Origin of the sequence: Vibrio zhugei (assembly GCF_003716875.1) — a bacterium.
Taxonomy (GTDB): domain Bacteria; phylum Pseudomonadota; class Gammaproteobacteria; order Enterobacterales; family Vibrionaceae; genus Vibrio; species Vibrio zhugei.
The window spans coordinates 55,953-77,145 of sequence record NZ_CP033078.1 but is presented as its reverse complement, the minus strand read 5'-3'; the positions used below and the strand labels follow the sequence as shown (position 1 = coordinate 77,145).

10 protein-coding genes, 8 tRNA genes and 4 rRNA genes are annotated in these 21,193 nt (G+C 46.1%); 2 read left to right on the top strand and 20 right to left on the bottom strand.

Annotated features, from left to right (window positions below):
* Nucleotides 1-67: 67 nt before the first annotated feature.
* The 11 genes from EAE30_RS05455 to rep all read right to left on the bottom strand — a co-directional run bounded on the left by EAE30_RS05455 (nt 68) and on the right by rep (nt 9,944).
* Nucleotides 68-967, bottom strand: a complete 900-nt coding sequence (locus EAE30_RS05455; RefSeq protein ID WP_241967711.1) for an SPOR domain-containing protein — start codon at nt 965-967, stop codon at nt 68-70.
* Nucleotides 968-1,102: 135 nt separating this feature from the next.
* Complete coding sequence (locus EAE30_RS05450; RefSeq protein ID WP_123015075.1) at nt 1,103-2,041, bottom strand: ABC transporter permease; 939 nt, start codon at nt 2,039-2,041, stop codon at nt 1,103-1,105.
* Between the two features lie 2 nt (nt 2,042-2,043).
* Entirely contained in the window at nt 2,044-3,021 is a 978-nt protein-coding gene (locus EAE30_RS05445) for an ABC transporter permease (protein WP_123015074.1), read from the bottom strand.
* Nucleotides 3,022-3,178: 157 nt separating this feature from the next.
* Nucleotides 3,179-4,741 carry an ABC transporter substrate-binding protein gene (locus tag EAE30_RS05440; RefSeq protein ID WP_123015073.1) on the bottom strand — a complete coding sequence of 521 codons (1,563 nt, stop codon included), beginning with the start codon at nt 4,739-4,741 and terminating at the stop codon, nt 3,179-3,181.
* Between the two features lie 64 nt (nt 4,742-4,805).
* On the bottom strand, nt 4,806-6,518 hold the full coding sequence (locus tag EAE30_RS05435) for an ABC transporter ATP-binding protein (protein WP_123015072.1): 1,713 nt from the start codon (nt 6,516-6,518) through the stop codon (nt 4,806-4,808).
* A gap of 597 nt (nt 6,519-7,115) precedes the next feature.
* Nucleotides 7,116-7,192: transfer RNA gene (locus EAE30_RS05430), tRNA-Pro, on the bottom strand.
* 49 nt (nt 7,193-7,241) lie between these two features.
* Nucleotides 7,242-7,317 (bottom strand) — tRNA-His (locus tag EAE30_RS05425).
* A gap of 71 nt (nt 7,318-7,388) precedes the next feature.
* Nucleotides 7,389-7,465: transfer RNA gene (locus EAE30_RS05420), tRNA-Pro, on the bottom strand.
* 47 nt (nt 7,466-7,512) lie between these two features.
* Nucleotides 7,513-7,588: transfer RNA gene (locus tag EAE30_RS05415), tRNA-His, on the bottom strand.
* 33 nt (nt 7,589-7,621) lie between these two features.
* Nucleotides 7,622-7,698 (bottom strand) — tRNA-Arg (locus EAE30_RS05410).
* Nucleotides 7,699-7,928: 230 nt separating this feature from the next.
* On the bottom strand, nt 7,929-9,944 hold the full coding sequence (gene rep / locus EAE30_RS05405; protein ID WP_123015071.1) for a DNA helicase Rep: 2,016 nt from the start codon (nt 9,942-9,944) through the stop codon (nt 7,929-7,931).
* A 198-nt stretch (nt 9,945-10,142) separates the two neighbouring features.
* On the opposite strand from rep, the gene ubiK reads away from it, so the two are divergent.
* A complete protein-coding gene (gene ubiK / locus EAE30_RS05400) occupies nt 10,143-10,409 on the top strand; it encodes a ubiquinone biosynthesis accessory factor UbiK (RefSeq protein ID WP_123015070.1) in 267 nt (88 codons plus the stop codon).
* A gap of 90 nt (nt 10,410-10,499) precedes the next feature.
* Here the strand turns inward: ubiK and ilvC are convergent, their stop codons facing one another.
* Nucleotides 10,500-11,984: a ketol-acid reductoisomerase gene (gene ilvC / locus EAE30_RS05395; protein WP_123015069.1), complete on the bottom strand. Its 1,485-nt coding sequence runs from the start codon at nt 11,982-11,984 to the stop codon at nt 10,500-10,502.
* A gap of 139 nt (nt 11,985-12,123) precedes the next feature.
* Here ilvC and ilvY point away from each other — a divergent pair, with 139 nt between their 5' ends.
* Nucleotides 12,124-13,017, top strand: coding sequence for an HTH-type transcriptional activator IlvY (ilvY, locus tag EAE30_RS05390; protein WP_123015068.1), 894 nt, complete (start codon nt 12,124-12,126; stop codon nt 13,015-13,017).
* Nucleotides 13,018-13,180: 163 nt separating this feature from the next.
* Here ilvY and EAE30_RS05385 read toward each other — a convergent pair whose 3' ends face one another.
* The 8 genes from EAE30_RS05385 to rrf (EAE30_RS05350) all read right to left on the bottom strand — a co-directional run bounded on the left by EAE30_RS05385 (nt 13,181) and on the right by rrf (EAE30_RS05350) (nt 21,103).
* Nucleotides 13,181-14,719 carry a phospholipase D family protein gene (locus EAE30_RS05385; protein WP_123017266.1) on the bottom strand — a complete coding sequence of 513 codons (1,539 nt, stop codon included), beginning with the start codon at nt 14,717-14,719 and terminating at the stop codon, nt 13,181-13,183.
* A gap of 421 nt (nt 14,720-15,140) precedes the next feature.
* A tRNA-Ser gene (locus EAE30_RS05380) sits at nt 15,141-15,231 on the bottom strand.
* A gap of 46 nt (nt 15,232-15,277) precedes the next feature.
* Nucleotides 15,278-15,393, bottom strand: a 5S ribosomal RNA gene (gene rrf / locus EAE30_RS05375).
* Nucleotides 15,394-15,524: 131 nt separating this feature from the next.
* Nucleotides 15,525-18,416 (bottom strand): 23S ribosomal RNA (locus EAE30_RS05370).
* Nucleotides 18,417-18,760: 344 nt separating this feature from the next.
* Nucleotides 18,761-18,836: transfer RNA gene (locus EAE30_RS05365), tRNA-Ala, on the bottom strand.
* Between the two features lie 90 nt (nt 18,837-18,926).
* Nucleotides 18,927-19,003, bottom strand: a tRNA-Ile gene (locus tag EAE30_RS05360).
* 69 nt (nt 19,004-19,072) lie between these two features.
* Nucleotides 19,073-20,616: ribosomal RNA gene (locus EAE30_RS05355) — 16S ribosomal RNA — on the bottom strand.
* 371 nt (nt 20,617-20,987) lie between these two features.
* Nucleotides 20,988-21,103: ribosomal RNA gene (rrf, locus tag EAE30_RS05350) — 5S ribosomal RNA — on the bottom strand.
* Together the 16S, 23S and 5S rRNA genes with 3 tRNA genes alongside form the textbook arrangement of a ribosomal RNA operon.
* Nucleotides 21,104-21,193 lie beyond the last annotated feature (90 nt).

Below are 21,193 nucleotides of genomic sequence, written 5' to 3'. Positions count from 1 at the left end.
CTAACGATAGTCGCTAGCGGGCTTTCTTTTGGCCTTTTCATGTTCATGGGTCACACCATGCGAACCATTACACTGAGTGCACACACACCACATTGAGTAATGCGCTACCTTTTAGGGCATTCGTATTACCATTAGTAAATAGCCCTTTCTTATGCCATCCCCAATACGGCAGATTCATTGGCCACTGATTCTTATCCATCACGTTCGCGGCTAACAATTGTTGCCACTCTTCTGTGGTCACCAAGCGCATGCGAATGTTGCTACACATGTGTTCCGCTTTATCATAACTCAAGCGAATCCATGGCTGATTTCTATCCATATAAAACTGAGTCTCTTTTTCCGAAACGTAAGGAATCACATACTCGAGTTTTCCTACTTGAACGCGGCGTCTTATCTCAACATTCAGCGTTTTTTTCGGCTTAGGTTGCTGGCGCTCAACCACCACCCGTTTCGCCGTCACGGGCTCTTCGGCTAGAAATTTCATTCGTTTATGGCGAGTAGATACGACGGCTTTCGTCGGTGTCACTACGTTACTTGCTTTCTTCACATCACGGATAAACGCTTTTTGATAACCAGGCAATTGCCGCACTCGTAACATGTCTTGATGGGCTTTATTGTAGTCGGTATAGGGGCCAATCAAACATCGGGTTGCTTTCCCTTCTGGTTTTAGCCAGACATCCGTGGTGATTTTTTGATATAACGGCTTCGCAGCATCAACGGACAAACCTTTCCTCATCAATCCACATTGAATCCAAAAATGCGAATGGGTTTGCTTTGGCTTGCGATCCCCCCATAACCCTTGCCCTATCGGGCAACGACTATCCAGTACAGGCAAATGATTGGCGCTCGGTTGGGTGGCGTCACATAAGAAATCTTGCGCGTTCACAGTAAACGATGAAAACGATGTTGCGAGTAGCAATAAACTGAGTAGGCAGCAGCGTGATGTATATTGAGGCCGGCGTTCCATTATAATCTCCATTCTATCCCGCGATTCATTGGCGGCAAGTATTAGCCTTTTAGTAATGAATGCAAAAAAAGAGCCGTAAGTGATACTTACGACTCTAGTTTAGTTAGTTTTTGACTATAAAATCAATCAATTCGCTCAGCCTTTATATAATTTGGGATTAAATACATCTCTGAGCCAGTCTCCGAGCAAGTTAATCACTAAAACTAAAATAACCAGAACAATCCCAGGGAAAGCGGTAATCCACCAAGAACCAGAGAAAATATAAGTGAAACCAATATTAATCAGTGACCCTAACGACGGTTGATCCACGGGCAAGCCCAAACCAAGAAACGACAATGCCGCTTCTGACATGATCGCGTTGGCCACCTGTACGGTAGAAATGACCAAGATCGGAGAAAGACAGTTAGGGAGAATGTGGCGAAACATAATTCGTAGAGAACCGAACCCCATGACGCGAGCGGCTTCGACATATTCTTTTTCACGCTCGGCGAGTACGGAGGCGCGAATGGTCCGTGCATACTGCGGCCATTCAGCAAAACCAATGATGAAGACCAACATGATCACCGCATATTCACCATACAACTGACCACCAAAACTGGCTTTAAAAATCGCCGAAACAATGATCGCCACCATCATGGTAGAAAACGATAATTGCACATCCGCAACACGCATCAAAAAGTTATCAATGCGCCCACCAAAGTAGCCTGAGCACAATCCAACAATGGTTCCAATCAATAACTGTAACCCGACCGCTAAAAAGCCGATGGTCAATGACAAGCGAGAGCCATACAAAATGGTCGATAGAATATCGCGACCTTGGTCATCCGTCCCCAAAAGGAAATCAGGGCTGCCATCCATCATCCACGCAGGTGGCAATTCAGAGTCCATGATATCAATTGACGACAAGTCATAGGGATTATATGGCGCAATCAATGGCGCAAATAACGCCGCCAATAAGCACACAATAAAGACAGCAAAACTCAGCATTGCGACTTTATCATTGAGGAAATAATACAAAAAATCCGATTGTTTAAAGCGTTCCCAACGCGAAGGAACCGTTGATACTGTCGCCATGATTACGCTCCTTTGCCTGTTAAGTTGACGGTTGGGTTAATGAGTCCATACAACAAATCAATCACCGTATTGGTAACAACAAAGATCAAGCCAACGATAATCACATAAGCCGTAATCAAAGGGGTATCCACACGGTTGACTGCATCAAGGAATAAGAACCCGGTTCCCGGCCACTGGAAAACCGTCTCGGTTAAAATGGTATAAGCCACCATCAAACCTATTTGTACCCCACCCACGGTTAATACTGGCAGCATGGTATTTTTCAATGCATGTTTAAAATGCACTTTCTTTAAAGGTAAGCCCTTAGCTTTCGCAAATTTGATGTACTCAGAGCTAAGCACTTCGAGCATTTCCGAGCGAACCAAACGAATAAACAGTGGCAGCATAATTGAGGCCAGTGACACACAAGGCAGAACTAAATGCGCTAAGCCATCAAGTGTGAAATAACCCGATTGCCAGCCCAGTACATTCACCGTTTCTCCCCTGCCATAGGACGGCAGCCAACCAAGTTCTATCGAAAACACATACATTAATAGAATGGCCGTGAGGAAAACCGGAATGGAAATACCAATGCTGCTGCCCGCCATGATGACTTTCGTTAGCCATCGCTTAGGATGAATCGCGGCATACACGCCGAGTGGAATGGATAACACGATAATAATGACCGAGGCTCCAAATACGAGCTCTAACGTGGCCACCAGCTTTTCTAAAATAATGTCTAATGCGGGGCGCTTAAACGTATATGACATCCCCAAATCACCATGTAAAGCACCGGTAAGGAACCGCGTATATTTGGTGATAAACGGGTCATTAAGCCCTAAATCATCACGTAATTGTTGACGCTCAGCTTGAGATACCGACTGCCCCACCAACTCTCTCAATGGATCGCCTAGATTATCCTGAATGGCAAACGCCACTAGACTGATCACAAACATGACTATCAGTGCCTGAAACAGGCGCTTGACCAGAAACGAAACCATTCCTTGCCCCTTTACTATCCATGACGGTTTATCGCATTATCATCTGCGATAAATCCCTATCCTCAGCCTAAAAGACGTGCTTAGGTGGGCTGATGTCACGCTAAGCACAGAAATAGTCAATCAGGTACCGCGTGAAGCGGCACCTGAATGTTTATCATTATTTATTTTCTTTAACGACCAAATCACCAAAGTATGGTTGGTTCATTGGGTTCACGATCGACTCAATCTGTAGTGCATTTTTTGATGCCCACGACAAGTTTTCCCAGTGCATTGGCACAAAGGCCGCATCGTTATACAGCAAAGCTTCCACTTCTTTTAACTGCTGTGCGCGTTTCGCTTGGTCCGTTTCAACATTCGATTTTTCGATCAGTTCGTCTACTTTTGGATTAGAGTAATGACCACAGTTATATTGACCTTTACCGGTTTTTTCATTGCGGGTCATCGTCAAAAATTCTGTGTAGTTGGCGGAATCTTGGGTATCTGACTGCCAACCGATCATCATCATGTCTGCTGAACACTTATCAAACTCTGGCCAGTACTGCGCCTTCGGCATGGTTTTTAAGCTCACTTTGATGCCAATTTTAGACAACATCGCAGAGGTTGCTTGGGCAATCTTGGCATCATTCACATAACGGTTATTCGGCGCCATCATCGTCAACGAGAAGCCATTTTCATACCCGGCTTCTTTCATTAGCTGTTTGGCTTTTTTCAGATCGTAACGAGGTTTTAAATCGCTGTTATGACCTATGTAAGAAGCTGGACTTTGCTGGCTGGCTGTCGTCGCGAAGCCACGCATGATTTTTTTCACGATACCATCATTGTTAATCGCATAGACGATGGCTTGACGCACACGCTTATCTTTCAATGCTGGGTTCGATTGTTCATTCATTTGGAATGTGATGATGCGATCACTTGGCAAAGTGACGAGTTTCACACCTGAAGTGGTTTTTACGCGGCGCTGATCATTCGGCGCCACTGGCGCAATCATGTCCACATCGCCCGATAGCAATGCCGCAACACGCGTTGCGTTTTCTTTGATTGGCACGAGGGTTAAGTCTTCCACATTCCCTTTCGACGCTTTATCCCAGTAGTTATCAAAACGATGGAATTCGGTTTTCACACCTTGCTCACGAAAACCCACGGTAAACGGTCCCGTTCCTGATTCGTTGGTCGACGCAAAAGAGTTACCATGTTTTTGAATGACACTTTTATCTCGACCATCTTCGGTGGTCCCTGTATAGAACTTGCTGTCCATCACAAAGAGATACGTGGCATTTTGTAGCACGAGTGGGTACGGCCCCGTTGCCACCAAATCAACGGTATAGTCATCGACTTTTACCGCTTCTTTGTAGGGTTCAAAGATGCCTTTAAAGTCTTGTGAGCGTTTTAAACGCTTAAACGTCCACACCACATCGTCAGCCGTGAATTTATTACCAGAGTGGAAAGTCACACCTTTACGCAGATGAAAACGCATTGTCGTATCATTGATGCGCTCCCAGCTCGTCGCCAAACGTGGTTCAAACGTCATATCTTGTTTGTGACGCACTAGTGGGTCAAACACCATATGGGAAAGCTGTAGCGTACCACCAGAGAGTTGTTCTTCTGGATCAAGGGAAACCGGATCAGCGTCATACGCCACGGTAATATTGGCCGCGATGGCAGAGAAACTCAGACCTGCGGTCATTAGAGCGAGAGCGATCTTACTCTTCATTGTGTTCATGCATATCTCCTTATGCGGGGGTTGTGTTCCTAATTAGGGTTCAACATCACCTTTCGGTGATGCGTTAAGCAATATCAGCGCGTAATCCCGTAAATTCAGGCATTAGGGAAATCAGTTGCTGACTGTATGGATGAGTTGGCTGAGTAAACAGTTGTTCGGTGGGCGCCACTTCAAGCAAAGTGCCTTTTTGCATCACGCCAACGCGATCGCAGACTTGGCGAATCACCGGTAGGTCATGGCTAATAAACAGCATGGTCAAATCCAACTCTTGCTGTAAATCTTTCAATAAGTTGAGGATTTGAGCCTGTACCGACACATCTAAAGCCGACGTGGGTTCATCACAAATTAATAAGCGTGGACGTGTCGCTAACGCGCGAGCGATAGAAATACGCTGGCGCTGCCCGCCTGAGAACTCATGAGGATACTTCAGACCAGCTAAACGCCCTAAGCCGACATGATCCAGCAAGTCCTCAACCACTTGGCGCGTTTGTGATTCATTCTCCGTCAACCGGTGAAAGCGAATCGGTTCGGCAACGATGTCGAACACCTTCATGCGCGGGTTCATAGACGTGTAGGGGTTTTGAAAGACCATCTGCATTTGACGGCGGAACGGACGGCGTTCTTTTTCTGAGGACAATTGCGTTAAATTGATGCCTTCGAAGGTTACATTGCCCGAATTCGGCTGATATAACCCAGCAATGACTCGCGCAATGGTCGATTTACCGGATCCAGATTCACCCACTAATCCAAAGGTTTCGCCTTCTTTGATGTCAAAGCTGACATCATTCGACGCCACCACATATTCACGCTGTTTGGGAAAAAGTGACGGTTTAGTGGTAAAGCGTAAATGCACATTTTCCACCCGTAAAAGTGGCCCGGTGTAATCTCGCTGAATTTCTCGCTGGCCGAGCCAGTGATGTTGAATATCGATGTGCTTCTGCGGCTCTTGCGCCGCTTCGATGTAACTGACCAAAGGGAAACGGTCAAGCTTGATGTCGGAACGAGGAACCGCAGAAATTAGGCTACGAGTATAAGGATGTTCCGGTTCGCCCAACACTTTGGCCGTCTCACCGATTTCGACCAATTCACCTCGATACATCACGGCCACCCGATCCGTGACGTTCGATACCACTCCCATGTCATGGGTAACCAACATGCACCCGACATTGTGCTGCTCACACAAATCGCGGATTAAATTGAGAATTTGGTCTTGAATCGACACATCCAGCGCGGTGGTCGGCTCATCGGCGATGATCAAATCGGGCTCCCCCGCCAACGCAATCGCGATCACGACACGTTGTCGCATACCACCTGAGAATTGGTGAGGGTATTGTTTTAAACGGTTTTCAGGCTGAGGGATACCCACTTGATTTAATAAGCTCAGTGCGCGCTCGTACGCTTCTTTATCACTGACCTTCATATTGGCATGAATGGTTTCTTTTAACTGCTGCTCAACCGTAAAAAGCGGGTTAAGAGACGTCATTGGGTCTTGAAAGATAAACCCGATATTCGAGCCTCGAACTTTGCGCATCGACTCACTATCAAGCCCAGAAATTTCTTGGCCATCAAGGAGAACTTGCCCCCCTGCCACATGGCCAGGAGGACTCAACAAATCAATAATGGCATTTCCGACGGTTGATTTACCGGCCCCAGATTCCCCCACTACTCCTAGGATTTCACCACGTTCGATCGAGAGTGATAAATCTTTCACAGCGGTAAACACGCCATGACGGGATGGGTATTCAATACGAAGATTACGAACTTCTAAAAGCGACATTTAAACCAGACCTCTACTGCTTGGACAGTGTTTCCCTGTCTGATGGACTGAACATTATTCCTGCTTGCGCTGTCCAGCCATACGATGAATCCATTCTGATCAGCATCTTATGCTGACTTTATTCGTTCATCAATTTGGCAAATATATTAGTAAAAAGCAACAATCGTAGAATAAAAAATCAAAGCTTGTCGCTAAAAAAGCCATTTATGCGTTTTGAGTGTATAAATAATAAGAGGGCAAAAAATTCATACCAATCCAATAAGTAACCAAAAATCAGAGAATTAAACTATTACTCAAACAATTTACAGTCGTAAATATAGAGAAAAGACGCTATGAATTCCAGAAAACGCTTTATACATTCAGTAACAGTTTATTAGGAATTTTCTGCTCTGACAGCAGGTAATAGTGTTGAGAAAGTCATCATGAGTCGACGAAATCTCCCCATCTATAAACAGAGAGAATAAAAATAAAGGCTACTTTAGCAAAAGATAGAATACGTATCATCAGAAGAGGCGAGATAGAGAGGCAAGAGCATGGCTCACTTTCAATGCTGCAAACGTAAAAAAGCCCCAGCATATCTGCTGAGGCTTTAATAGATGGTCGGTGAAGAGGGATTCGAACCCCCGACCCTCTGGTCCCAAACCAGATGCGCTACCAAACTGCGCTATTCACCGACGAATCTTGTTGTATAAATAAACGAATCGCGTTTATTTATTGAATAAATGGGGTGGCTAACGAGGTTCGAACTCGCGACAACCGGAATCACAATCCGGGACTCTACCAACTGAGCTATAGCCACCATCAAATTTTGCAATAACCGACTGTTTGCCGTTATTAGACCCCGCTATTTGTAGCGAAATCTCGAAATAGTGGTCGGTGAAGAGGGATTCGAACCCCCGACCCTCTGGTCCCAAACCAGATGCGCTACCAAACTGCGCTATTCACCGACTTTGCATTTACTTTTTAGCCAACCATGAGTTTACCAAAAAATAAATGGGGTGGCTAACGAGGTTCGAACTCGCGACAACCGGAATCACAATCCGGGACTCTACCAACTGAGCTATAGCCACCATAATTTTTTCTACCGATAAACCTTCGGACAATGGTGCGCCCGAAAGGATTCGAACCTTCGACCTTTGGCTCCGGAGGCCAACGCTCTATCCAGCTGAGCTACGGGCGCATGCCCTATCGGCGGAGAGGAATAATACGGATATCCCCCTATGCCGTCTAGTACTTTTTTCAACTTTTTTTGCCAACTGACGGGTTTTTCGTCAATAAGCGTCATATCTCAGCATAAATTTACTTTTCGCAAGGTTTTCGTTCAACCTAACCGCCGAAACTTATCCTGTATCGTGTTGAATTGGGCATGAGTAAAAATACGCTATTCAAGGCGTTAAGTAAATCATTTCACTACTTTTTAAACATTGCCCTCAAATTAGCGATGTGAGCTTGTCCTTTCTCCATCCGTTCCTCTTGAGATACCGGCTTTTTTTTCACTTCCCACTCAATATCGTCAAAAGGCAATTCATCCAAAAAACGGCTCTGAGTTGGTTTGATCAATTCGCCGTATTGGCGACGCTCTTTACACACCGTAAAAGTCAGCTCGCGCTGCGCCCGGGTAATTCCAACGTACATTAAGCGTCGTTCTTCATCCACATTATCTTCATCGACGCTAGTTTGATGGGGCAAAATCCCTTCTTCTGCGCCCATGAGGTAGACATAAGGAAACTCGAGGCCTTTGGAGGCGTGCAGCGTCATCAGTTGCACAGCATCGCTATCATCGTTTTCTTGGTCTCGCTCCATCATATCCCGTAATGTGAGGCGCTGTACGACTTCCTTAAGTGTTTTCTCTTCTTGGTCGGGGTTTTCCCCTTTCAGATCGTTGGTAATCCATGTGTAGAGATCTGAGACGTTTTTCATTCTCATTTCTGCCGCTTTGGGACTCGCCGATGTCTCGTGCAACCAATCTTCATAATGAATATCTCGCACCAGTGAGCGAACCGCCTCAACGGAGTCTCCGCGTTCGGCATTATCAGCGATCGTCACAAGCCATTGCGTGAATCGACGGAGATTCTCTAGTCCACGACCCGATAAGTGTTGCTCTAAGCCCATTTCGAAACTGGCGGCAAATAAACTTTTGCCTCGCATATTCGAGTAAGTGCCAAGTTTTTCCAAGGTCACCGGCCCGATTTCACGACGAGGCGTATTCACAATACGTAAAAAGGCATTGTCGTCATCAGGGTTCACAAGCATCCGTAGATACGCCATGATATCTTTAATTTCCGAACGCGCGAAAAATGACGTCCCCCCAGAGATCTTATAGGGAACCCGGTTTTGCATTAAACTTTTTTCCAGCAGACGTGACTGGTGATTACCACGATATAACACCGCATACTGACGATACTCCGTCCGATTGAGGAACTTATGCGCAATGATCTCTGCGGTGATTCTTTCGGCTTCATGATCTTCGTTTTTCGCCATTAATACTTTGAGCTTTTCGCCATCAGGAATCTCAGAGAACAACGTTTTTTCATACACGTGCGGATTATTGGCGATCAAAATATTGGCCGCGCGTAAAATACGGCTGGTTGAACGATAATTCTGTTCCAGCTTAATCAAACGCAGATCAGGATAGTCTTCGCCAAGTAAGACCAAATTCTGCGGTTTGGCCCCACGCCAAGAATAGATGGATTGATCATCATCCCCCACCACCGTCACCCGGCCGCGCTCTCCCACAATTAAGCGAACAAGCTCATATTGACTGGTGTTGGTATCTTGATACTCATCGACGAGTAAATAGCGAATACGAGTTTGCCATTTCAAGCGAACGTCGTCATTGTCACGCAATAACTTGACCGGCATCAGTATCAAGTCATCAAAATCGAGCGCGTTATAGGCCTGCATTTGTGCCTGATACATCTCATAACAGAAGGCAAATAACTGTTGTTGTTCACCTTGCGCCTGCGCTTTGGCTTGCTCAGGGGTCAGCATGTCGTTTTTCCAATTGGAAATGGTACTCAACAGTTGACGGAGCAGATCTTTATCCCCATCGATTTGCTTTTCTGTCAGCTCTTTTAACAGGGCAAGTTGGTCTTGATCGTCAAAAAGAGAGAAGCCCGCTTTCAGCCCAAGATGCTTGTATTCACGACGAATGATATTTAAACCCAGCGTGTGAAAGGTCGACACTAATAAGCCTTTCGATTCCGATTTGCCTAAGGTTTGCGCAACCCGCTCTTTCATTTCTCGTGCGGCTTTATTGGTGAAGGTAACGGCAGCAATGTTACGAGCTTTATAACCACAATGCTGAACCAAATACGCAATTTTGTTGGTGATCACACGTGTCTTACCAGAGCCCGCTCCCGCAAGGACTAGGCAAGGTCCAGAGACAAATTTAACGGCTGCGTCTTGACTAGGGTTCAGCTTCATAATGCTCTCTTTGATCGAAATAAGGCTGCTTATGATAATGGCTTAAGGGGCGGTATACCAATTCATCTGTAAGAAATTTTTGCTCTCTCATCGTCCAAAGGCGCTAAGTGCTTTATAACTCGGTTTTTTAAACGATAAGGACGACTTTCATGTATAAATTGCATAGAATGGAATGAGTACAGGATAGGAGTATCGACCATGTTTGATTCAAAAAAATTAGAGCAACTTGCTAAACAGATTCATGATTCAATGCCACAACCCGTTAAAGAGTTAGGAGCGGATGTTGATAGTAAAGTACGTCAAGTGATCCAAGGACAACTCGGAAAACTCGATGTTGTCAGTCGTGAAGAGTTTGATGTTCAAACTCAAGTCCTACTGCGTACTCGTCAGAAACTGACAGAAATGGAACAGAAAATTGCAGATATTGAAGCGAAATTAAGCGATAAAAACGACACCGCTGAATAACAATATTTTGATTTCATAAAAAAGGCTTGGTCGAACGGTGACCAAGCCTTTTATTTTACGATGTTATATTTGCTTTATTTTAACCAGACACTAGTCGCCAACAGCGATGCGTTTCATGTCTTTCATGTAACCACGTAGTTTGGCACCCACCGCTTCTACTGGATGTGTGCGAAGTACATGATTCACTTCAATCAGGCGAGAATTATCCACCTGAATCGAATCTGATTTTAAACCTTTACCAATGACGTCAGTGGAGACGTTCGGCATAAATTTCTCACGTAGCAACGGTGTGGCGACATTGGCGAATAGATAGTTGCCGTATTCTGCGGTATCAGAAATCACGACGTTCATTTCGTATAGACGCTTACGCGCTACCGTGTTAGCAATCAATGGCAATTCATGCAGTGACTCATAGTAAGCCGATTCATCAATCACGCCCGAAGCGGTCATGGCTTCAAATGCCAGCTCGATACCCGCACGGATCATCGCAACCATTAGGATGCCATTATCAAAGTATTCCTGCTCACTGATTTTTACCTCTGAATCTGGGTAGTTTTCAAATCCAGTATCCGCGGTTTCTTCACGCCAGCGTAATAGGTCAGCATCATCATTGTCCCAATCCGCCATCATTGTGCTGGAGAAATGGCCTGAGATGATGTCATCCATGTGTTTGTTGTACAGTGGGCGCATCAACTCTTTCAGTTCTTCAGACAGGTCAAACGCTTTCAGTTTCGCTGGGTTTGATAAGCGATCCATCATGTGAGTGATGCCACCAAACTTCAGTGCTTCGGTAATGGTTTCCCATCCGTACTGAAGTAACTTACCGGCATAACCAGGTTCGATACCATCAGCCACCATTTTTTCGTAACACACAATAGAACCCGCTTGTAGCATGCCACAAAGAATGGTTTGCTCGCCCATTAGGTCGGATTTTACTTCTGCAACAAACGATGACTCTAGACAGCCAGCACGATGACCGCCCGTCGCGGCCGCCCACGCTTTTGCGATGTCTAAACCGTCACCCTTAGGATCGTTATCTGGGTGCACCGCGATTAAGGTCGGCACACCAAAGCCACGTTTATATTCTTCACGAACTTCGGTGCCTGGACACTTAGGTGCCACCATGACAACCGTGATGTCTTTACGGATTTGCATACCGACTTCAACAATGTTGAAACCGTGTGAGTAACCTAAAGCGGCTCCCTCTTTCATCAACGGCATCACTGACTCAATCACATTACTGTGTTGCTTGTCCGGTGTCAGGTTGACGACGAGATCCGCTTGAGGAATTAATTCTTCGTAAGTACCGACCGCAAAACCATTGTCTTTCGCATTTTTATAAGACTGACGCTGGGCAGAGATCGCAGATTCACGTAACGCGTAGGATACATCTAATCCAGAATCACGCATGTTCAGACCTTGGTTGAGGCCTTGAGCACCACATCCGACGATGACGACCTTTTTACCTTTCAGATAGTCAGCTTCTGTCGAAAATTCTTCACGTGCCATAAAACGACAACGGCCTAACTGATCCAGTTTCTCACGTAGATTCAAGGTATTAAAATAGTTCGCCATGATAGATGCTCCTTCGATACATTCCTTCGGCGGTGCGCAACATTGGGCACCGAATAAATTTATACTAATCCACCTTTTCGATTGCTTAAAGTGATATATTCACAACTAGTTATTGCAATAAGTGCAACATGGAAAAACTATGAATATTAAGACTCTTACGCTGTTTCTCCATTTATGCGACAGTAAAAATTTCAGTCAGACTGCAGCGACATTACATATCAGCCCCTCCGCGCTCAGTCGACAGATCCAAAAACTCGAGCAAGACATTGGCCATAGCTTATTTATTCGCGATAACCGGCGTGTCGCACTGACCCCTACTGGATATCAGCTCAAACCTATCGCTCAACGTATGGTTGAAGAATGGCAAGGCTTCCAGCAAAGCATTCACCGCCATGAGGATGAGCTACAGGGCGAAATACGCTTATTCTGTTCCGTTACAGCCAGCTATAGTCATTTACCAGAACTGCTTGATGCTGTCCGTCAGAAATATCCCTATATCGAGTTCAACATTCTGACCGGGGATCCAGCGCTAGCAATCAGTAAAGTGTTAAACGATGAGGTTGATATTGCCATTTCAGCTATGCCTGACCCACTGCCTTCACGCGTCGAGTTTTGTACGATTAGCGAATTACCCTTGTCATTTATTGGCCCATCAGAACTCAATGGGTTTGTGGAAGAAGTTCAAAAAAGCCAACCGGATTGGAGTCAAATACCGTTTATTTTGCCGCAAACGGGGACAGCGCGTACGCGCGCCAATGAGTGGTTTAAGAAAATGGGAATTAAACCCAATATCTATGCGCAGATATCAGGGAACGAAGCGTTAGTGAGTATGGTTGCTCTCGGGTGTGGCATTGGATTAGTGCCAGATGTGGTATTGAATAACAGCCCAGTCAGAGACAAAGTGCAGCGCTTACCGATCACACCGATCAAACCTTTCAAGCTTGGTGTGTGTTGCCAGCGTTCACAGCTTCACAACCCACTCGTGCATGCCTTATGGCAAGTGGTCACCAAACACAGCAGTCTGGTGACTTAGTTGGTCACCCCGTAGGCGAACTCAGCTTCTGGCGAGTAATCACTCACTCATCTAAAAAGGAGCAATATAACGGCCCCTATCATTCATTGCTAAGGTGAGTCGTCATAAGAATCCAACCGCAACGCAATGGCTCGTCGCCTTAGGAAAAGGTAATGGCAACATGCTAAAGGATATTTTTCGGAACCACTCTGCGTAGCTTCACACCAATTCGTTTAGAGAGTCGAACTTTACTATCAGGGTTAAAATCTCGGGTGACCTGCCATGCATTTTGGGTTTCCATTTCTTTTAACATGGAAGCTTGCACATCTTGTGTCATTTTAGGCGAATCAATGATCGTAATGCTCTCAGTATTTAAATTCGCGCTTCTCGGATCAAAATTATAAGTCCCAATCACCGTAATACGATCATCAATGGTCATGGTTTTCGCATGAAGACCAAATATCGGCATGGTTGGTAAGCGTTTATACATACTTTCTGACATGACCCTCTGCCTAATTTTCGCATCCGGTCTAAATTCATATATCTGAACACCAGTATCTAGCAATGCGGCTCGGTTCCGTTGATACCCACTAAACGCTTCTAAATTATCATTCGACGCCAAACTGTTGGTAAGAATTTTTATAGTGATGCCGCGATTCACCAATTTACGTAGAAATGCTCTATCTTTCTTGGTGGTCACCAAATACGGTGTTTGTATTACAATATTATGCTTGGCGTTTTCCGCCAGCTCGACTAATTTATCTTTCGTGAGACTGCCACCGCTGAGAAAATGCTTGTGGTCATTCTTGCCCGGGATATCGGCAACGTATTCAACATGATCGAGAAATAAGAACTTCCCTTGTTTCATAAGACGATGAAAAGTCTCAGGCACCTCTTCAATCTCTTGTCTCACCTCTAAATTGAAGTTATCAGGATTACACGCATAGGAGTGTAAGCGAGAAAATTCAGGGCTTCCTTCATACGGCTGATGGCCAACAAGCTTTTCGACAGAAACACTGAGCTTACTTTGCCAATATTGTTCAAAAGAGGTTTCTACTGAGTGAACGGCTTTACCAGCTAGGAATACATCTCTGTCTCTAAAGTTATAGTCATGATCGAAACCAAAGTATTCATCGGCAATATTGCGTCCACCGGTAATGGCGATCTGTTGATCAACCAGAAAGACTTTATTATGCATTCGCTGATTCAAACCATGAAAATCGGTCACGAGTGTGGTCAGCTTTTGAAGAATATTCTTACCAATATTGGCGTTAGGATTATAGATTTTAATCTCGATATTCGGGTGGGCCGCTAACATTAGAAGCTCATCTCCGCGAGCTTCCAACATAATATCATCCACTAAAACTCGAACTTTGACCCCGCGCTCTGCGGCCCGAACTAAATAATCTGTCGCAATCAAACCAACATTATCGATAGAAAAGATAAAATATTGTACGTCGATAGATTTCTCTGCACGTTCAGCCAACCAAGCACGAGACATCATAGCTTCGGCGCCTTGCTCAAGAACATACACACCCGTTTTATCCTGCATTTCGGATGCAAAAGGCTGAGTAAACTGAGATAACGTCTGGGTCGGTCTCTTTAATGACACACCACAATAATCGTGGTCATATAAAGGCACACTGTCTGGTGCTGAAGAACAGCCAGCGATACACAGAAAAACAGAATATAAAATAATATTGATGCAGGTTTTCTTCGACATAAATAAATACAACAAGGAAATATGTTGGTAATGGAGGTCAGTAACATACTCCATTGAACACATATTGTCACTGTTACTCATTTTTTTAAGCGCTATATCGCTAGACCGATCTCATCATCACGTCTTTATTTAAAAATAAAAGATAACCCTGTTAATGGTCTTTACTCAAAAGGTGGACGGTGATTGCGCGTATTTGAAATGAAGGAGCAGGACAAACGCCGTTTATACATTCAATGTACCTTTCTTAAAAACTGGACGGTGCAGGGAAATAGAAGACATAACACATATAAAGCGTCATGGCATAGTCGAAGCAAATACTGGGCGTGACTCATTTGTATTGATCAATATTTTTGTATTGACCAATATTCAAATGATAGAAATAAAAAAAGCCCGCTGATGATTCAGCGGGCTTTTTCAATAGTGGCGGAGAGATAGGGATTTGAACCCTAGAACCGCTATTAACGGTTGCCGGTTTTCAAGACCGGTGCTTTCGACCACTCAGCCATCTCTCCACAAATTGTCGATTTACAGTTATAAAACTATAAATCCATATTTAAAGCTTGGCGATGACCTACTCTCACATGGGGAAGCCCCACACTACCATCGGCGCTATTTCGTTTCACTTCTGAGTTCGGCATGGGTTCAGGTGGTTCCAAAATGCTATGGTCGCCAAGCAAATTCTTTATGACTACCGCTTACGCGATACTCATGCAATCTGGAAAGCTGTTTTTATAACTTCTTACAAAGCCGTTCTCACACACTCAAGTACTCATTTGAGTCCGTTACAAAACCTTTTTGGTGTTGTATGGTTAAGCCTCACGGGCGATTAGTACAGGTTAGCTCAACGCCTCACAACGCTTACACACCCTGCCTATCAACGTTCTAGTCTCGAACAACCCTTTAGGACGCTTAAAGCGCCAGGGAGAACTCATCTCAAGGCTCGCTTCCCGCTTAGATGCTTTCAGCGGTTATCGATCCCGAACTTAGCTACCGGGCAATGCGTCTGGCGACACAACCCGAACACCAGAGGTTCGTCCACTCCGGTCCTCTCGTACTAGGAGCAGCCCCTTTCAATTCTCCAACGCCCACGGCAGATAGGGACCGAACTGTCTCACGACGTTCTAAACCCAGCTCGCGTACCACTTTAAATGGCGAACAGCCATACCCTTGGGACCGACTTCAGCCCCAGGATGTGATGAGCCGACATCGAGGTGCCAAACACCGCCGTCGATATGAACTCTTGGGCGGTATCAGCCTGTTATCCCCGGAGTACCTTTTATCCGTTGAGCGATGGCCCTTCCATTCAGAACCACCGGATCACTATGACCTGCTTTCGCACCTGCTCGAATTGTCATTCTCGCAGTTAAGCGGGCTTATGCCATTGCACTAACCTCACGATGTCCAACCGTGATTAGCCCACCTTCGTGCTCCTCCGTTACTCTTTGGGAGGAGACCGCCCCAGTCAAACTACCCACCAGGCACTGTCCTCATTCCCGATAAGGGAACCAAGTTAGAACATCAAAACTACAAGGGTGGTATTTCAAGGACGGCTCCATACAAACTAGCGTCTGCATATCAAAGCCTCCCACCTATCCTACACATGTAGGTTCAATGTTCAGTGCCAAGCTGTAGTAAAGGTTCACGGGGTCTTTCCGTCTAGCCGCGGGTACACTGCATCTTCACAGCGATTTCAATTTCACTGAGTCTCGGGTGGAGACAGCGTGGCCATCATTACGCCATTCGTGCAGGTCGGAACTTACCCGACAAGGAATTTCGCTACCTTAGGACCGTTATAGTTACGGCCGCCGTTTACCGGGGCTTCGATCAAGAGCGTCGACCGAAGTCTAACCCCATCAATTAACCTTCCGGCACCGGGCAGGCGTCACACCGTATACGTCATCTTACGATTTTGCACAGTGCTGTGTTTTTAATAAACAGTTGCAGCCACCTGGTATCTGCGACTCTTTTCGGCTCCAAGAGCCAGTCTCTTCACCTATATAGAGCGTACCTTCTCCCGAAGTTACGGTACCATTTTGCCTAGTTCCTTCACCCGAGTTCTCTCAAGCGCCTTGGTATTCTCTACCCGACCACCTGTGTCGGTTTGGGGTACGATTCCTTACAATCTGAAGCTTAGAGGCTTTTCCTGGAAGCATGGCATCAATGACTTCACACCCTTAGGTGCTCGACGTCGTGTCTCAGCCTTAAGAGTATCCGGATTTACCTAAATACTCAGCCTACGCACTTGAACCTGGACAACCATCGCCAGGCCCACCTAGCCTTCTCCGTCCCCCCATCGCAATTGTAAGAAGTACGGGAATATTAACCCGTTTCCCATCGACTACGCTTTTCAGCCTCGCCTTAGGGGTCGACTTACCCTGCCCCGATTAACGTTGGACAGGAACCCTTGGTCTTCCGGCGTGGGGGTTTTTCACCCCCATTATCGTTACTCATGTCAGCATTCGCACTTCTGATACCTCCAGCAGACTTCTCAATCCACCTTCAACGGCTTACAGAACGCTCCCCTACCCAATGCGATAAATCGCATTGCCGCAGCTTCGGTTTATTACTTAGCCCCGTTACATCTTCCGCGCAGGCCGACTCGACTAGTGAGCTATTACGCTTTCTTTAAATGATGGCTGCTTCTAAGCCAACATCCTAGCTGTCTGAGCCTTCCCACATCGTTTCCCACTTAGTAATAATTTGGGACCTTAGCTGGCGGTCTGGGTTGTTTCCCTCTCCACGACGGACGTTAGCACCCGCCGTGTGTCTCCCGGATAGTACTTACTGGTATTCGGAGTTTGCAAAGAGTTGGTAAGTCGGGATGACCCCCTAGTCTTAACAGTGCTCTACCCCCAGTAGTATTCGTCCGAGGCGCTACCTAAATAGCTTTCGGGGAGAACCAGCTATCTCCGAGTTTGATTGGCCTTTCACCCCTAGCCACAAGTCATCCGCTAATTTTTCAACATTAGTCGGTTCGGTCCTCCAATTGATGTTACTCAATCTTCAACCTGCCCATGGCTAGATCACTCGGTTTCGGGTCTATATCCAGAGACTGTGCGCCCAGTTAAGACTCGGTTTCCCTACGGCTCCCCTAAACGGTTAACCTTGCCACTGAATATAAGTCGCTGACCCATTATACAAAAGGTACGCAGTCACCCCACAAAGGAGGCTCCTACTGCTTGTACGTACACGGTTTCAGGTTCTATTTCACTCCCCTCACAGGGGTTCTTTTCGCCTTTCCCTCACGGTACTGGTTCACTATCGGTCAGTCAGGAGTATTTAGCCTTGGAGGATGGTCCCCCCATATTCAGACAGGATATCACGTGTCCCGCCTTACTCGATTTCACCACAAATACGTTGCCGGTTACGGGGCTATCACCCTGTATCGCGTGCCTTTCCAGACACTTCACCTGACGCATAAATGGCTTAAGGGCTAATCCGGTTTCGCTCGCCGCTACTTCCAGAATCTCGGTTGATTTCTTTTCCTCGGGGTACTTAGATGTTTCAGTTCTCCCGGTTCGCCTCATTAACCTATGTATTCAGTTAATGATACCTGCTTATGCAGGTGGGTTTCCCCATTCGGACATCGTAGACTCAAGTGGCTCTTACTGCCTCATCTACGCTTATCGCAAGTTAGTACGTCCTTCATCGCCTCTGACTGCCAAGGCATCCACCGTGTACGCTTAGTCACTTAACCATACAACCCAAAAAAGTTTTGGATTGATGAATCAAATCACCAAGGTTTGTCTGCATAACTCTTTGCTTTCACTTTGAAAAGTGAAGACAAAAAGGACATGTTGCAGACTCGATATTGCCGGACTCAATTTTGAATATTCACTGAAAAACAGTGAATCCAAGAACACTTGAATGTGTTTTTGTTTGTCTGACCGTTCTATTAAAAGACAATCAGACAATTGAGAACTTTTACAAATACTCTTCTAAAAGAGTATTTTGTCAGCTTTCCAAATTGTTAAAGAGCAATGTGTATCTTTTTACAAAGACACCATTTTTAAGAACACTGCACAGCAATATGCTTAAAGATGGTGGAGCTATGCGGGATCGAACCGCAGACCTCCTGCGTGCAAGGCAGGCGCTCTCCCAGCTGAGCTATAGCCCCATCTTGGTGGAAATTTTCAGGAACTAGGCGTTTATTGAGGACGTGTAGTTCGCTACACGACGAAATAAACAACGCCGTTACTGGAAATTTTGGTGGGTCTGAGTGGACTTGAACCACCGACCTCCCGCTTATCAGGCGAGCGCTCTAACCAGCTGAGCTACAGACCCACTAAGGTGCTCTTAACGTTCTAAACCGTATCAATCTGTGTGAACACTCATCGCAATAATCATTCGTAGTAAGGAGGTGATCCAGCGCCAGGTTCCCCTAGCGCTACCTTGTTACGACTTCACCCCAGTCATGAACCACAAAGTGGCAAGCGTCCCCCCGAAGGTTAAACTACCTGCTTCTTTTGCAGCCCACTCCCATGGTGTGACGGGCGGTGTGTACAAGGCCCGGGAACGTATTCACCGTGGCATTCTGATCCACGATTACTAGCGATTCCGACTTCATGGAGTCGAGTTGCAGACTCCAATCCGGACTACGACGCACTTTTTGGGATTCGCTCACTTTCGCAAGTTGGCTGCCCTCTGTATGCGCCATTGTAGCACGTGTGTAGCCCTACTCGTAAGGGCCATGATGACTTGACGTCGTCCCCACCTTCCTCCGGTTTATCACCGGCAGTCTCCCTGAAGTTCCCACCCGAAGTGCTGGCAATCAAGGATAAGGGTTGCGCTCGTTGCGGGACTTAACCCAACATTTCACAACACGAGCTGACGACAGCCATGCAGCACCTGTCTCAGAGTTCCCGAAGGCACCAAAGCATCTCTGCTAAGTTCTCTGGATGTCAAGAGTAGGTAAGGTTCTTCGCGTTGCATCGAATTAAACCACATGCTCCACCGCTTGTGCGGGCCCCCGTCAATTCATTTGAGTTTTAATCTTGCGACCGTACTCCCCAGGCGGTCTACTTAACGCGTTAGCTCCGAAAACCACGGCTCAAGGCCACAACCTCCAAGTAGACATCGTTTACGGCGTGGACTACCAGGGTATCTAATCCTGTTTGCTCCCCACGCTTTCGCATCTGAGTGTCAGTATCTGTCCAGGGGGCCGCCTTCGCCACTGGTATTCCTTCAGATCTCTACGCATTTCACCGCTACACCTGAAATTCTACCCCCCTCTACAGTACTCTAGCCTGCCAGTTTCAAATGCTATTCCAAGGTTAAGCCTCGGGCTTTCACATCTGACTTAACAGACCACCTGCATGCGCTTTACGCCCAGTAATTCCGATTAACGCTCGCACCCTCCGTATTACCGCGGCTGCTGGCACGGAGTTAGCCGGTGCTTCTTCTGCAGCTAACGTCAAGAATGGTGTCTATTAAACACCACCCCTTCCTCACTGCTGAAAGTACTTTACAACCCGAAGGCCTTCTTCATACACGCGGCATGGCTGCATCAGGCTTGCGCCCATTGTGCAATATTCCCCACTGCTGCCTCCCGTAGGAGTTTGGGCCGTGTCTCAGTCCCAATGTGGCTGATCATCCTCTCAGACCAGCTAGAGATCGTCGCCTTGGTGAGCTCTTACCTCACCAACAAGCTAATCTCACCTGGGCATATCTTGACGCGAGAGGCCCGAAGGTCCCCCTCTTTGGCCCGAAGGCGTTATGCGGTATTAGCCATCGTTTCCAATGGTTATCCCCCACATCAAGGCAATTTCCCAGGCATTACTCACCCGTCCGCCGCTCGTCAGCAAAGAAAGCAAGCTTTCTTTCTGTTACCGCTCGACTTGCATGTGTTAGGCCTGCCGCCAGCGTTCAATCTGAGCCATGATCAAACTCTTCAATTAAAGTTTTTTGTGGCTCAATGAATACTGACTTCAAAACTGTTATTTACCGAAGTAAATACGTAATTTTAAAGCTATTACCATTCCAACAGAATGGTAATGAATTGACTGTGCCAAGATTAACAAAGTTAATCTCGATTGGTCACTCAGTTCATTGAAACCAATTGTGCTTCCTAAGAAGCTATTGATTATCATCAACGAGTGCCCACACAGATTGATAGGTTTAAATTGTTAAAGAGCTTTGCTTTCAGTGCGTTAGCACTTAGGCAGGACGCGTATATTACGCTACCCACTTTGAAAGTCAACATAAAATTCTAAACATTTAAAACTTTATGGTGACTTGCTTGATTCTTCATCAAGCAAGCGAGATTAAAGCTTGGCGATGACCTACTCTCACATGGGGAAACCCCACACTACCATCGGCGCTATTTCGTTTCACTTCTGAGTTCGGCATGGGATCAGGTGGGGCCAAAATGCTATGGTCGCCAAGCAAATTCTTTATGACTACCGCTTACGCGATACTCATGCAATCTGGAAAGCTGTTTTTATGGCTTCTACAAAGCCGTTCTCACACACTCAA